We start from the raw sequence: 13,953 nt of genomic DNA, 5'->3' as shown, positions 1-13,953 counted from the left end.
GGATGACCTCTCCGCTGGAATTGACGCTGCTGTTGCTGCTGTGTTCGGTGGCGGGCGTCGTGATCTTTCGCTTCTTCAATCTGCCGCCAATGCTCGGTTATCTGGCGGTTGGCATCATCGTAGGTCCGCATGCGGCCGGCATCGCGCCGGACACCGAGCAGGCCCAGCATCTCGCCGAATTCGGCGTGGTGTTCCTGATGTTCTCCATTGGTCTCGAATTCTCGCTCGCCAAACTGCGGACGATGCGGCGCATCGTGTTCGGCCTCGGCGCGAGCCAGGTCGCCGCGACCGTCGTGCTCGCGCTGCTGTTCGGCTGGATCGCCCACTTCTGGGTCAGCATGTCGTGGCAGGCGAGCTTCGCGCTCGGCGGCGCACTGTCGATGTCTTCGACTGCGATCGTGAGCAAGCTGCTGGCCGAACGGCTGGAACTCGAATCGGAGCATGGCCGCAACATCTTCGGCGTACTGCTGTTTCAGGATCTGGCGGTGGTGCCGCTGCTCATCATCATCGCGGCGTTCGGCAACGGCAATTCGTCCCAGCTTGCGATGTGGCTCGGCATCGCGGCGGTGAAGATCGTCGTCGCGTTGACGGTGCTGCTGTTCCTGGGCCAGAAGTTCATGACGCGCTGGTTCGACCTGGTGGCGCGCCGCCGCTCGCAAGAACTCTTCATGCTGAACCTGCTGCTGGTCACGCTCGGCGCGGCGTTCATCACGGACAAGTTCGGGCTGTCGCTCGCGCTCGGCGCGTTCATCGCGGGGATGCTGATCGCGGAAACGCCGTACCGGCATCAGGTGGAAGAGGACATCAAGCCGTTCCGCGACGTGCTGCTCGGCCTGTTCTTCGTGACGACCGGCATGCTGCTCAACCCGCGCGTGATCTGGGAGCATCCGTTCCTCGTGCTCGCGTTTTTCTTCGTGCCGATTCTGCTGAAGGCCGTGATCGTCACCGGGCTTGCTCGGCTGTTCGGCTCGCCGCCCGGCGTTGCGATGCGTACGGGCCTCGGGCTCGCGCAGGCGGGCGAATTCGGCTTTGTGCTGCTGAATTTGATCCTCGATTCGCATCTCGTCGATCCGATCATCCTTCAGGCGCTGCTTTCCGCGATGCTGCTTTCCATGCTCGCGGCGCCCTTCATCATCCAGAACGCAGACCGGATCGTGCTGCGGCTGTCGTCGACGGAATGGATGCTGCAATCGCTGCAAATGACGAAGATCGCGACGCAAAGCCTGAAGCAGAGCGGCCACGTGATCATCTGCGGATACGGCCGCGCGGGACAAAACCTCGCGCGCATGCTGGAGCAGGAAGGCATCGCTTACGTGGCGCTCGACCTGGACCCGGATCGCGTCGCGGCGGCGGCGGCGGCGGGCGAATCGGTCGTGTTCGGCGATGCCGGGCGGCGCGAATCGCTCGGCGCGGCGGGCCTGAACCGCGCGGCGGCGGTCGCCATCACGTATGCGAACACGCCGTCCGCGATGCGCGTGCTGCACAACATCCACGAACTTGCACCGACGCTGCCCGTCATCGTGCGAACCGTCGACGACGCCGATCTCGAAAAGCTGACCGCCGCGGGCGCAACCGAAGTGATTCCGGAGATCGTCGAAGGCAGCCTGATGCTCGCATCGCACACGCTCGTGCTGATGGGCGTGCCGATGCGCCGCGTGGTGCGCCGCGTCGAGGAAATGCGCGACGCGCGCTACAGCCTGCTGCGCGGCTACTTCCACGGCGCGGACGACTTCGAAGACGACGATGGCCACGAGCAGGTGCGGCTACAATCCGTACCCATCGACGAAAAATCGGACGCCGTCGGGCACTCGCTCGACGATCTCGGGCTCGTCGGCAATGGTGTCGAGGTGACCGCGATCCGGCGTCACGGCATCCGGGGCGTCGAACCCGACCCCGAAACGAAGTTGCGCGCGAACGATATCGTCGTTCTGCGCGGGCTGCCCGAAGTGCTCGCGCAAGCCGAGGAACGGCTCTCGCGGAATCGCCGGGCGGCGTAATCTCATCCTGATTCAGGCGGCGCGCGGCCTCACAGCGCGGCTATCCCGGAGAAGTCATGTCTCATATCCCTTCGAGCGCCCCGTCCGACGCCGCGCGCTTCATCAAGGAACGCGTGCGCACCGTCGAAAACTGGCCGCAGCCCGGCGTGCAGTTCCGCGACATCACGCCGGTGCTGCAAGACCGGAAGGCGCTGCGCACGCTGATCGACCTGTTCGTGCAGCGGTACATCGACGCCGACGTGAACGTGATCGCCGGCATGGATGCGCGCGGCTTCATCATCGGGCCGATTCTCGCGTACGAGCTGAGTCTCGGCTTCGTGCCGATCCGCAAGAAGGGCAAGCTGCCGTACCGCACGCTGTCGCAGTCGTATGAGCTGGAGTACGGCAGCGCGACGGTCGAGATTCACGAGGATGCCTGCAAGCCGGGCGATCGCGTCGTGATCGTCGATGATCTCGTCGCGACCGGCGGCACGATGATGGCCGGCAAGATCCTGCTCGAGCGGCTCGGCGCGGAAGTCGTCGAAGCGGCGGCGATCATCGACCTGCCCGATCTCGGCGGCTCGAAACTGCTGCGCGACGGCGGCGTGCCGCTCTACACCGTCTGCGAATTCGGAGGGCATTGAGATGTCGCACTTCCTGCTGTTTCTCGCGGCATCCGTTGCGATCACCGTCGCGCCGGGGCCGGACAACCTGCAGGTGCTCGCACGCGGCATCTCGCAAGGGCGGCTCGCGGGCGTCGTCGCCGCGCTCGGCTTTGCGTGCGGCGTGATCTTTCACACGACGCTTGCCGCGCTCGGCGTCGCCGCGCTGCTGCGTTCGTCGCCGGTCGCGTTCCAGGCGGTGAAGCTCGCCGGCGCCGCGTATCTGGTGTGGATCGGCATCAAGGCGCTCAGAAGCCACGGACTCGCGACGGCGCACGAGCGCCCGAGCCAGCCGCTTTCGACCGTGTTCCGCCAGAGCGTGATCGGCAATCTGCTAAATCCGAAGGTCACGCTGTTCTTCATCGTGTTCCTGCCGCAATTCGTCGATCCGCACGGCGCGCAAAGCGTGATGCTGCAAATGTTCGAACTGGGCGGCCTGTTCATGCTGCAAACCGTCGTCGTGTTCTCGGTGTTCGGCATCGGCGCGGGAATGATCGGCGCGTGGCTCAAGCGCCGTCCGCGCGTCGGCGCGTGGCTCGATCGGCTCGCGGGCGTCACGTTCATCGCGCTGGGCGTTCGCGTCGCGTTCAAGGACTGACACATGAGCTTGCCTTCGATCATCGCGGCCCGCCGCTTCGACGCTTCGGCGCATGCGCCGTTTCTGATCGGCGATGAGCGCGTCGGCTGGATTCGCCGCACGGACGCCGAGCTGCTCGCGCGCTGGCCGGAAACATTCGTGATCGACGAACAGACCGTGCGGCTGCATCCGACGCTCACCAACGTGGACACGCGCACGGCGGCGCTCGCAACGGTCATCGCCGCGCTCCGCGCCGACGGCAAAATTCCCGGCTGGCGCGACGAGACGTTCGCGATCCGCAATCACTTCGACGCCGCGCCGCTCGCGTTCATCGAGCGCGCGGCATCGCGCTTTTTCGGCACGATGACCTACGCGGTGCATCTGAACGGCATCGTAAAATATCGGGACAGTGCGCCGCAGTTGTGGATCGCGCGCCGCAGCGACACGAAGGCGGCTGACCCCGGCATGCTCGACAACGTGGTCGCGGGCGGCATCGGCTGGGGAATGGGCGTCGAGCCGACGCTCGTGAAGGAATGCTGGGAAGAGGCGGGGATGCCCGCGGAACTGGCGTCGACGGCCACGCCGGGCGGTATCTTCCATGTGCTGCAATCCATTCCCGAGGGCACGCAGGCAGAGCAGCTTTTCGTGTACGACGTCGTGTTGCCGGAGAGCTTTGTCCCGCGCAATCAGGATGGCGAGGTGGGCGAGCATCGGCTTGCGCGGATCGAGGATGTCGCGCGGTGGATCGAAGAAGGCGCGCTCACCGTCGATGCGAGCCTCGCGACGCTCGATTGCCTACTGCGTCATCAATGGATCGACGCGGACGCCTGCGAAGGTCTCGACGCGATTTACGCGCCGCCCCAAGTGTGAAATCAAGCATCAACGAATGAGGAAGGAGTGACCGGTTCATGTCGACCGAACATAGTTTCATCCTGAAGTTGTCGTGCCCGGATCGTCCGGGAATCGTGCATGCCGTCTCTGGTTTCCTGTTCGATCTCGGCGCGAACATTCTCGATTCCGCGCAATTCGGCGACAGCCGCACCGGCGAGTTCTTCATGCGGGTGCATTTTCAGGAAGTGGGCGGCGATCCGGGCGTGGACGCGCTGCGCCGCTCGTTCACCGCGCTCGCCGATGAATTCGGCATGCAATGGGAATTGCACGATGCATCGGTGAAGCCGCGCGTGGTCATCATGGTGTCGAAGATCGGCCATTGCCTGAACGACTTGCTGTTCCGCTATCGCACCGGTCAATTGCCGATCGAGATTCCGGCGATCGTGTCGAATCACAAGGATTTTTATCAGCTCGCCGCAAGCTACGACATTCCTTTCCATCATTTGCCGCTGATGAACGCGACGCCAGAAGGAAAGGCGGCGCAGGAATCGCGCGTGATGGAGATCATCGATCAGCACGAAACGGATCTCGTCGTGCTCGCGCGCTATATGCAGATTCTGTCGCCCGAGATGTGCGACAAACTCGCCGGCCGCGCGATCAACATTCACCATTCCTTCCTGCCGAGTTTCAAGGGCGCGAAGCCGTACTATCAGGCGTTCGATCGCGGCGTGAAGCTGATCGGCGCAACCGCGCATTACGTGACGACCGATCTGGACGAAGGCCCGATCATCGAGCAGGAAGTGGAGCGGGTGGACCACAGCATGACGCCGGACCAACTGACGGCGATCGGCCGCGACGTCGAGTGCGTGACGCTCGCGCGCGCGGTGAAGTGGCATGTGGAGCATCGCATCGTGCTGAACGGAAGTAAAACCGTCGTGTTTCGTTAAAGCGCCGGTTTCTGGCCGAACACGAAAAAGCCCGCTGGTCATTCGACTCAGCGGGCTTTGTCTTTTAGTCTTTCAGTCGCGGCAAAGAATCAGACGAGCCGCAGATAAATCAGCTCGCGCTTGATATACGCATAGAAAATAGGCGCGGCGATCACGCCTGGCAGGCCGAATGCGGCTTCCATCGCCAGCATCGCGAGAAGCAATTCCCACGCGCGCGCTTCGATCTGGCCGCCGATAATGCGCGCGTTCAGAAAGTATTCGAGCTTGTGAATGACGATGAGAAAGGCGAGCGATGCGACCGCTGTCCCGAACGACACGGACAGCGAGATGCCGACGATGATCGTATTCGATATCAAATTGCCGATTACCGGCAGCAAGCCGACGATGAACGTGATCAACACGAGCGTCTTTGAAAGCGGCAGGCGTTCGTGAAATAGCGGCAGTGCGACGAGAAGATAAAGCGCGGTAAAAACCGCGTTGATCGCGGAAATCTTGATTTGCGCAAAAACGATGCGCCGGAACGCATCTGAAAAACGCTGAACGCGCGTGACGAGCGCCGTCGAAAGCGGCAGCCGATGCGATTGCTTCGGCACGCCCACCGCGACGATCGCGCCGATGATCATGCCAATCAGGATATGCCCGAAGCCGCGCGCCATCTCGCGGCCGCCCTGCTGCAGTTGCTCGGCGTGGCGGTGCATCAGGTCAGCGGCGCGTTCCTTCATCTGGCCGGCATCGACGGGCAAGTAGGTGGCGATCCAGTTCGGCACGCGCAGCCGCGCATGGGAGGTGATCGTCATCAACTGGTCGAGCAGTTTCTGCATGCTCGGGACGTCGCGTTCGAAGTGCTCGATCGTCGCGATGGTCGCGCCCGTCAGCCCGCCGATGATGATCGCCGATATCAGCACCACCGCAATGAGGCGCGCGCCCTTGCTCATCACATGACGCTCGATGACCGGCGCGATCATGTGGACGAGCTGGAACACGAGCATGCCCGCGAGGAGCGCGCCCAGCAGTTTGAGATGGAGCACGGAGAACATCGCGAGAAACGCCACGAGATAGCTGCCGATCTCGACCGCCGAGAGTTTCGGCATGCTCATGTCGCTCGTCAGCCTGACGGGGCGCGCGGGCAGGTCCCGTACGCGTCGCTCCTCGTTGGCCGCTTCGTTGCGCTTCCCCATGACTGCGTTCCCTTTCGCTGCTGGTTACAACGGTTGTCCGTACCGCGGCGCGCGGCTTTTGTCTTGTCACCGCGCCCGCGCCGGCGTCACGCCGCCGATTTCGGACGCTGCAGCAAGGGCGCGAGATACCTTCCGGTAAAGCTCGCCTTCGTCTTCGCGACCTGCTCCGGCGTCCCCTGCGCGATGATCTGCCCGCCGCCCGCGCCGCCTTCCGGACCGAGGTCGATGACCCAGTCAGCGGTTTTGATCACGTCGAGATTATGCTCGATGATGACCACTGTGTTGCCCTGATCGCGCAGCCGGTGAATCACTTCGAGCAGCAGCGCGATGTCGTGGAAGTGCAGCCCGGTGGTCGGTTCGTCGAGGATATAGAGTGTCCGACCGGTGTCGCGCTTGCTCAGTTCCAGCGAGAGCTTGACGCGCTGCGCCTCGCCGCCCGACAACGTGGTCGCCGACTGGCCGAGCCGGATGTAGCCCAGACCGACGTCGAGCAGCGTCTTGAGCTTGCGCGCGACCACGGGCACCGGCTTGAAGAACTCGTGCGCGGCTTCTACCGTCAGGTCCAGCACTTCGCTGATGTTCTTGCCTTTGTACTGGATGTCCAGCGTCTCGCGGTTGTAGCGCTTGCCGTGGCACACGTCGCAAGGCACGTAGACGTCCGGCAGGAAGTGCATTTCCACCTTGAGGACGCCGTCGCCCTGGCACGCTTCGCAGCGTCCGCCCTTGACGTTGAACGAAAAGCGGCCCGCCTCGTAGCCGCGTTCCTTCGCGGCCGGCACGCCGGCGAAGAGTTCGCGGATCGGTGTGAAGAGGCCGGTATAGGTGGCCGGATTCGAGCGAGGCGTGCGGCCGATCGGCGATTGATCGACGGCGATCACCTTGTCGAAATGCTCCAGACCTTCGATCGATTCGTATGGCGCCGGCTCCGTCGACGAGCCGTAAAGATGCTGCGCGACCGCGTGCTGGAGCGTGTCGTTGATGAGCGTCGATTTCCCCGAGCCCGACACGCCCGTCACGCACGTCAGCAACCCGACGGGCAGATCGAGCGTCACGCGCTTCAGATTATTGCCGTACGCCTCGACGATGCGCAGCCGCCGCTCGTCCGGCGTATTGCGCTTTTCCGGGTAGCTGATCGTGCGCTTGCCCGACAAATACTGCCCCGTGATCGAGTTCGGGTCTTTCTGCACCTGGTTCGGCGTGCCCTGAGCGACGATCACGCCGCCGTGCTCGCCCGCGCCCGGCCCCATGTCGACGACGTAATCCGCCATGCGGATCATGTCCTCGTCGTGCTCGACGACGATCACCGAATTGCCGATATCGCGCAGATGCTTCAGCGTGTCGATCAGACGGTCGTTGTCGCGCTGATGCAGGCCGATCGACGGCTCATCGAGCACGTACATCACGCCGGTGAGTCCAGAGCCGATCTGCGAAGCAAGCCGGATGCGCTGCGCCTCGCCGCCCGAAAGCGTTTCGGCGCTGCGCTCCAGCGACAGGTAGTCCAGTCCGACGTTATTCAGAAACGAGAGCCGCGCGACGATTTCCTTCACCACTTTGTCGGCGATCTCGGCCTTCGAGCCTTCGAGCCGCAGTGACTCGAAGTAGCCGAGCGTGTCGCGCAACGGCCAGCCGCTGACTTCATAGATGCCGCGTGCGTGCTCGCCCGTGCCGATCTTCACGAAGCGCGCCTCGCGCCGCAAGCGCGTGCCGTCGCACGCAGGGCACGGCTGATTGTTCTGATACTTCGCGAGTTCTTCGCGCACGGCGGCGGAATCCGTCTCGCGATACCGCCGCTCGAGATTCGGAATGATGCCTTCGAACGCATGCTCCCGAACCGACGCTCGCCCGCGCTCATTGATGTACGAGAACGGAATCGACTGTTTGCCCGAGCCGTAGAGCAGCGTCTTGCGCACTTTCTCCGGCAACTCTTCGAACGGGGCGTCGATGTCGAACTCGTAAAACGCCGCAAGGCTCTGCAGCATTTGAAAATAGAACTGATTGCGGCGGTCCCAGCCCTTCACGGCGCCCGCCGCCAGCGACAGCGACGGATGCGCCACCACGCGCTTCGGATCGAAGAACGTGATCTGGCCGAGGCCGTCGCATTCGGGGCACGCGCCCATCGGATTGTTGAACGAGAACAGGCGCGGCTCGAGTTCGGGCAGCGAATACGAGCAGATCGGGCACGCGAACTTCGAGCTGAAGAGCTTCTCGCGATCCGTGTCCATCTCGAGCGCGATCGCGCGGCCGTCCGCGAGACGCAGCGCCGTTTCGAACGACTCCGCGAGGCGCTGCTTCATGTCCGGGCGCACTTTCAGGCGGTCGATGACGACGTCGATCGTGTGCTTGTCGTTCTTCTTGAGCTTCGGCAGCGAATCGACTTCATAGATTTTCGCGACGCCTTCGTTCGCCGTGCCGCCGCCCGACCGAATGCGAAAGCGGATAAAGCCCTGCGCCTGCATCTCCTCGAAAAGCTCGGCGTGCTCGCCCTTGCGGTCGGCGACCACGGGCGCCAGGATCATCAGCTTGGATTCCTCGGGCAGCGCGAGTGCGGCATCGACCATTTGAGAGACGCTTTGCGCTTCGAGCGGAATCAGGTGATCCGGGCAATACGGCGTGCCGACACGCGCAAACAGCAGACGCAAATAATCGTGGATTTCCGTGACGGTGCCGACCGTCGAACGCGGATTATGCGACGTGGCCTTCTGCTCGATGGAAATGGCCGGCGACAAACCTTCGATCAGATCGACGTCCGGCTTTTCCATCAACTGCAGGAATTGGCGCGCGTAGGCGGAAAGACTTTCGACGTAGCGGCGCTGACCTTCGGCGTAAAGCGTATCGAAGGCGAGCGACGACTTGCCCGACCCGGACAACCCCGTAATCACGATCAGCTTGTGACGCGGCAAGTCGAGACTGACGTTCTTCAAATTGTGGGTGCGAGCCCCACGAATGCGAATTTCTTCCACGAGTTTGTTCCAGCTGCGAGCGGGAAAGGAGAAGGGCCAAACCTGCTACTATAACGACTTTTGCAGGGCGCGGCGCCCGTGCGCGGGTGCCGAAGACAGGCGCCACAAAGCCGGCGCGCCACGAGCCGTCCGTCGCATGTGGTGCCGTTTCGAGCAAGAACAAGGCGGCCGCGCCTGGCGTCCAGCCGGCCGGGCTAGACGCGACTCTCATCCATTTCCCGTTTCTGATGTCCAATCCGTCTGCCACGTCCACACGTCTGAGCGCGCCGGAGCTGCGCGCGACCGTGTCGCTCGCTGCCATCTTCGCGCTGCGCATGCTCGGCCTCTTCATGATCATGCCGGTGTTTTCCATCTACGCGAAAACGATCCCCGGCGGCGACAACGTGCTGCTCGTCGGCATCGCGCTGGGCGCTTACGGCGTCACCCAGTCGATGCTCTATATCTTCTACGGCTGGATCTCTGACAAGTTCGGCCGCAAGCCGGTGATCGCCTTCGGGCTGCTGGTGTTTGCGCTCGGCAGCTTCATCGCCGCCATCGGGCACTCGATGACGTGGATCATCGTCGGGCGCGTGATCCAGGGGATGGGCGCGGTGTCGTCGGCGGTGATCGCGTTCATCGCGGACCTGACGCACGAGGAAAATCGCACCAAGGCCATGGCGATGGTCGGCGGCAGCATCGGCGTCTCGTTCGCGGTGGCGATCGTCGGTGCGCCGATCGTGTTTCACTGGGTCGGAATGAGCGGACTGTTCACGGTGATCGGCGTGCTGTCGATCCTCGCGGTCGGCGTGGTGCTGTGGGTCGTCCCCGATCCGCCGATGCCCCCGGTGCACGTCAAGGCGCCTTTTGCCGAAGTGCTGCGCAACGTGGAGTTGCTGCGCCTGAATTTCGGCGTGCTGGTGCTGCACGCGACGCAGACCGCGCTCTTTCTCGTCGTGCCGCGCATTCTCGAGGCGGGCGGCCTGCCGGTGGCGTCGCACTGGAAGATCTACCTGCCCGTGATGGGGCTCGCTTTCGTGATGATGGTGCCCGCAATCATCGCCGCCGAGAAGCGCGGAAAAATGAAAGCCGTCATGCTGGGTGCGATCGGGCTTATCCTGTTAGGACAGTTGTTATTGGGCGCTGCTCCCCATACGCTATGGTCCGTGGCCGCCATTCTGTTCGTGTACTTCCTCGGCTTCAATGTGCTCGAGGCGTCGCAGCCGTCGCTCGTGTCGAAGCTCGCGCCGGGCACGCGCAAGGGAGCGGCCGCGGGCGTTTACAACACGACGCAGTCAATCGGGCTGGCGCTGGGCGGCGTCATCGGCGGCTGGCTGCTGAAGGTGGACGGGTCGAGCGCGGTGTTCTTCGCGTGTTCGGCGCTGGTGCTGGCTTGGCTCGTCGTGGCGGCGTGGATGAAGCCGCCGCCGCGAAAGGCCGGGCGTGCGGCTTAGAAGAAGTTTTAATCATTCGAATTGAGTCAGCGCAGTGCTTTTCTAAAATCAGCCGATAAAAGATCGGCCCGAAAAGCGTCGTATCGCTGACAGTGGCAAGGAATCAACCGGAGAAATCATGGCATCTGTCAACAAGGTCATTCTCGTAGGCAATCTGGGCGCCGACCCGGAAACGCGCTACCTCCCGAGCGGCGACGCCGTGGCGAACATTCGCCTCGCAACGACCGATCGTTATAAGGACAAGTCGTCCGGCGAAATGAAGGAACTCACGGAGTGGCATCGCGTTGCGTTCTTTGGGCGTCTCGCGGAAATCGTCAACGAATATCTGAAGAAGGGTTCGTCGGTTTATATCGAGGGACGCATTCGCACGCGGAAATGGACGGATCAAGCCGGGCAAGAGAAGTACTCGACCGAAATCGTCGCAGACCAGATGCAAATGCTCGGCGGGCGCGGCGGCGCGGGCGGCGGTGGCGATGACGGCGGATACAGCCGCAGCGCGCCGATGGAACGTTCGGGCGGCGGCGGACGTGCTGCGTCCGGCGGAGGCGCAGGCGCGCGTGCAGGCGGTGCAGGTGGCGGCGCGAGCCGTCCTAGCGCCCCAGCAGGCGGCGGCTTCGACGACATGGACGACGATATCCCGTTCTAAAGCAGGCATCTGCTGAACAGCAAGAATGGGTCTTCGGCTGCTGGCTGAAGGCCCATTTTTTATTTTGACCTGCATCAAACATATTTCAGTTCTCTGCACCCTAACCGATATTCATCGGTTGCAAATAAGCTGCCATTAGACAAGAAAAAATATTATTAATCTAATGGGACTTGTCCTATGGCTTGCGCATTATTAGCGTCTTATGTTGAAAACATATTCCGGCTGCGCGGGCGTTTGCTTGTTTGAAGTCATCGAATACTTGATGAAGTAATGCGGTTTGCGTGCGGTCCAGTAACCGCAAAGCAATAGGAAGCGCTCCCGGATTAAAACGATTCTCGCGGCATGATATGTCGCGAGATATTCGCAAAAAATAACGGTAATGCCGGGGGATCTTTGAAGCTTCGTATAGTGTTGGCTGACGACCATCCCTTCGTACTTCTTGGGATGAAGGCGCTCTTCGACGCCGATGACGGACTGAAGGTCGTCGGCGAAGCGACGAACGTGAACGGTTTGCTCGATGAACTCGCAAAGACATCCTGTGACGTATTGGTCACCGATTTTGCCATGCCCGAGCCCGGGCTGATTGCCAACGATGGCTTGCGGCTCATCCGAAAGGTCAGGCAGGATTGGCCACACGTAATCATCGTTGTGTTGACGAGCGTCAGTAATGTCGCAATTCTCCGATCCATTTTGAACGCAGGCGCTATGGGGCTGGTCAATAAGGCCGAGCCGATTGAACTCGTTCCTGCGGCCGTGCGGCATACGAGAGTCGGCCGTCGTTATGTAAGCGCCTCTTTCGTCGCGGCACTGGCTGAAGCGGGCAGTGAAACCGATTTCTGTCCGGAGCCGCCACGACTTTCGCCTAGAGAGATTGAGGTGGTGACACTTTTCGCAAAAGGCCGGTCGATCACGGAAATCGCGAACGAACTCGAGCGCGATGTCCGGACGATCAGCCGTCAAAAACGCGATGCAATGAATAAGCTGGGTGTAAGAAATGACCCCGGTTTGTTTGCTTTTGTAAGAGCGCGGGGACTTGGCTGAGTTTACGGCCCGTTATTTTAATTTCGGATGCATCTTATGTATTTTGACGTATGGATATCCGATGATTATCTTTCGGAAATCCGAATCAGATATGAGTTGGCACAACGCGTTGGGGTATGAGGCGATGGAATTCGGGAATGGTAACGAAGTCTTTTCGAGCGAAAGAATAACAAGGCTGGCGATCGCGGATGACCATCCGCTGGTTGTCTTGGCAATCGAACGGTTCGCTGCAAACTTTCCTAATGTCGAAGTCGTTAGCCGGAGCTCGAATTCAACGGAACTCGACGACGCACTCGCTAATAACGAATGCGACGTCGCAGTTATCGACTTCTACATGCCGGGCGGGCGCCATGGCGACGGCATTAAGCTGATCCAGCACATTGCGGACACTTATCCGAATGTTCGCATCGTGGTGTTGTCGCGGACTGATAACGCTGCGCTGGTTAAAGAGGCACTCGACGCCGGAGCGCATGCGTTCCTCAGCAAAGAGGACCGGCTGGATCTCTTGTACGTGGCGATCGTCTCGGCCATCGCGAACGAAACGTATCTCGGCCCCGCCATTCGCCGGACGCTGGCCGTTGCCAACGTCGAGAGTCGCGCGCGCTTTATTCGCCAACGGCTGACGGGGCGAGAACTGGAAGTCATCGAGCGTTATGCGCGCGGTGCGAATGTCACGGAAATCGCGAAAGATCTGGATCGCAGTGTGAAGACCATCAGCGCGCAAAAATGCGCGGCCATGCGAAAACTGGATCTTGCAACGGATGCAGATTTGTATCGTTTCATCGCAGACAGCGATCTTATTTAAACGGGGCGCAGAGAGATAAGATCGCAGTAAGACCGGCATTGTGGAGGCAGCACGGTCAATCGAGGGCTTCGACTTCCTCGGTCACAAAACATAATCAATAACAATATGACAGTAAAAGCACCACTTCGGGCCATCGTTGCGGACGATCATCCCGCAGTAGTAAAGGGAATCGAAACGTTTCTCGAACGAGACGGCGCAATTGAAGTCATCGCTACGGCGGAAGACACGCTTCAACTCGCCGAAGCTCTCGACACCACTTCTTGCGACTACGTTTTCTGCGACATCGGCATGCGCGGTATGGATGGCGAAAGCAGTTCCATCGCATTTCTCAGGCGTTTGTCGTGGCAGGAAAGGCGTCCGAAAATCATCGTAGTCACGATGATTTCCCACAGCCGCATGCTGGCCGGCCTGCTTCAATTGGGAATCGACGGAATCATCGACAAGCGGGACCCGATCGAATGCCTGACTGAGGCCGTCTCGGCCATCCGAAACGGCGGCCGTTTTCTTTCGCCTTGCGTCGCCGAAGCAGTCAGCCATCTTCCCCACAGCTCGCCCGCGCGGGCAGGCGTGTTGAGCCGGCGCGAATGGGAAGTCTTCCGGCTCTATGCGAGCGGCCTTCTCATCCATGACATCGCCAAGCGTTTCGGCAGAAGCAGCAAGACGATCGCCACGCAAAAGCGCAGCGGCATGCGCAAGCTCGGCCTCGAAACGGAAACCGAACTCATCGAATTTCTGCGGCAGGTCGGCCTCGTCTGACACCTGACGATCCCGCTTTTCAGAGCGGCTTAAGTCGTATTTGAGAAGTGTCCGATTTTCCTCTGATGCATCGACGCTCAGACTCATGCGACGCCGTCGAGACGAACCTCGACGCCTCGCCGTGAGCGCACATGCCGCATTCGC

The 13,953-nt window shown here is 61.5% G+C and carries 12 protein-coding genes; 10 read left to right on the top strand and 2 right to left on the bottom strand.

The window, feature by feature from the left end:
- Nucleotides 1–2 precede the first annotated feature (2 nt).
- From LDZ21_RS12340 to purU, 5 genes are read left to right on the top strand one after another with little or no spacing between them, the layout of a single operon-like run.
- A complete protein-coding gene (locus tag LDZ21_RS12340) occupies nt 3–1,997 on the top strand; it encodes a monovalent cation:proton antiporter family protein (protein ID WP_244793560.1) in 1,995 nt (664 codons plus the stop codon).
- A 56-nt stretch (nt 1,998–2,053) separates the two neighbouring features.
- On the top strand, nt 2,054–2,620 hold the full coding sequence (locus LDZ21_RS12335; protein WP_244793559.1) for an adenine phosphoribosyltransferase: 567 nt from the start codon (nt 2,054–2,056) through the stop codon (nt 2,618–2,620).
- A 1-nt stretch (nt 2,621) separates the two neighbouring features.
- Entirely contained in the window at nt 2,622–3,236 is a 615-nt protein-coding gene (locus LDZ21_RS12330) for a LysE family translocator (RefSeq protein ID WP_244793558.1), read from the top strand.
- 3 nt (nt 3,237–3,239) lie between these two features.
- Complete coding sequence (locus LDZ21_RS12325) at nt 3,240–4,085, top strand: NUDIX hydrolase (RefSeq protein ID WP_244793557.1); 846 nt, start codon at nt 3,240–3,242, stop codon at nt 4,083–4,085.
- 38 nt (nt 4,086–4,123) lie between these two features.
- Entirely contained in the window at nt 4,124–4,993 is an 870-nt protein-coding gene (gene purU / locus LDZ21_RS12320) for a formyltetrahydrofolate deformylase (RefSeq protein ID WP_244793556.1), read from the top strand.
- Between the two features lie 89 nt (nt 4,994–5,082).
- Here the strand turns inward: purU and LDZ21_RS12315 are convergent, their stop codons facing one another.
- Nucleotides 5,083–6,171 carry an AI-2E family transporter gene (locus LDZ21_RS12315; RefSeq protein ID WP_035961774.1) on the bottom strand — a complete coding sequence of 363 codons (1,089 nt, stop codon included), beginning with the start codon at nt 6,169–6,171 and terminating at the stop codon, nt 5,083–5,085.
- Between the two features lie 86 nt (nt 6,172–6,257).
- Complete coding sequence (gene uvrA / locus LDZ21_RS12310) at nt 6,258–9,131, bottom strand: excinuclease ABC subunit UvrA (RefSeq protein ID WP_035961773.1); 2,874 nt, start codon at nt 9,129–9,131, stop codon at nt 6,258–6,260.
- 227 nt (nt 9,132–9,358) lie between these two features.
- Between uvrA and LDZ21_RS12305 the strand changes: the two genes are divergently transcribed.
- The 5 genes from LDZ21_RS12305 (at nt 9,359) to LDZ21_RS12285 (ending at nt 13,809) form a co-directional block, all read left to right on the top strand.
- The gene (locus LDZ21_RS12305; RefSeq protein WP_244793555.1) at nt 9,359–10,561 is read left to right on the top strand and encodes an MFS transporter; all 1,203 of its coding nucleotides are present in this window, start codon (nt 9,359–9,361) and stop codon (nt 10,559–10,561) included.
- Nucleotides 10,562–10,679: 118 nt separating this feature from the next.
- Nucleotides 10,680–11,207 (top strand): single-stranded DNA-binding protein, encoded by a 528-nt coding sequence (locus LDZ21_RS12300; RefSeq protein ID WP_244793554.1) that lies wholly within the window; start codon nt 10,680–10,682, stop codon nt 11,205–11,207.
- A 408-nt stretch (nt 11,208–11,615) separates the two neighbouring features.
- On the top strand, nt 11,616–12,248 hold the full coding sequence (locus LDZ21_RS12295) for a response regulator (RefSeq protein ID WP_244793553.1): 633 nt from the start codon (nt 11,616–11,618) through the stop codon (nt 12,246–12,248).
- Between the two features lie 61 nt (nt 12,249–12,309).
- The gene (locus tag LDZ21_RS12290; RefSeq protein ID WP_309773455.1) at nt 12,310–13,053 is read left to right on the top strand and encodes a response regulator; all 744 of its coding nucleotides are present in this window, start codon (nt 12,310–12,312) and stop codon (nt 13,051–13,053) included.
- A 105-nt stretch (nt 13,054–13,158) separates the two neighbouring features.
- Nucleotides 13,159–13,809, top strand: a complete 651-nt coding sequence (locus tag LDZ21_RS12285; protein WP_244793552.1) for a response regulator — start codon at nt 13,159–13,161, stop codon at nt 13,807–13,809.
- The last annotated feature ends 144 nt before the right edge of the window (nt 13,810–13,953 follow it).

Origin of the sequence: Caballeronia grimmiae (genome assembly GCF_022879615.1) — a bacterium.
In the GTDB taxonomy this organism is placed as follows: Bacteria; Pseudomonadota; Gammaproteobacteria; order Burkholderiales; family Burkholderiaceae; genus Caballeronia; species Caballeronia grimmiae.
Note: the sequence above shows the minus strand (reverse complement) of the source record. Positions and strands in the feature narration are given on the sequence as shown.

Bases quoted from the DNA above. Each gene is read 5' to 3' on its own strand.
- LDZ21_RS12335 (WP_244793559.1), top strand. From the start codon at position 2,054: ATGTCTCATATCCCTTCGAGCGCCCCGTCCGACGCCGCGCGCTTCATC.
- LDZ21_RS12340 (WP_244793560.1), top strand. From the start codon at position 3: ATGACCTCTCCGCTGGAATTGACGCTGCTGTTGCTGCTGTGTTCGGTG.
- LDZ21_RS12300 (WP_244793554.1), top strand. From the start codon at position 10,680: ATGGCATCTGTCAACAAGGTCATTCTCGTAGGCAATCTGGGCGCCGAC.
- LDZ21_RS12305 (WP_244793555.1), top strand. From the start codon at position 9,359: ATGTCCAATCCGTCTGCCACGTCCACACGTCTGAGCGCGCCGGAGCTG.
- LDZ21_RS12290 (WP_309773455.1), top strand. From the start codon at position 12,310: ATGATTATCTTTCGGAAATCCGAATCAGATATGAGTTGGCACAACGCG.
- LDZ21_RS12285 (WP_244793552.1), top strand. From the start codon at position 13,159: ATGACAGTAAAAGCACCACTTCGGGCCATCGTTGCGGACGATCATCCC.
- LDZ21_RS12330 (WP_244793558.1), top strand. From the start codon at position 2,622: ATGTCGCACTTCCTGCTGTTTCTCGCGGCATCCGTTGCGATCACCGTC.
- LDZ21_RS12325 (WP_244793557.1), top strand. From the start codon at position 3,240: ATGAGCTTGCCTTCGATCATCGCGGCCCGCCGCTTCGACGCTTCGGCG.
- purU (WP_244793556.1), top strand. From the start codon at position 4,124: ATGTCGACCGAACATAGTTTCATCCTGAAGTTGTCGTGCCCGGATCGT.
- LDZ21_RS12315 (WP_035961774.1), bottom strand. From the start codon at position 6,171: ATGGGGAAGCGCAACGAAGCGGCCAACGAGGAGCGACGCGTACGGGAC.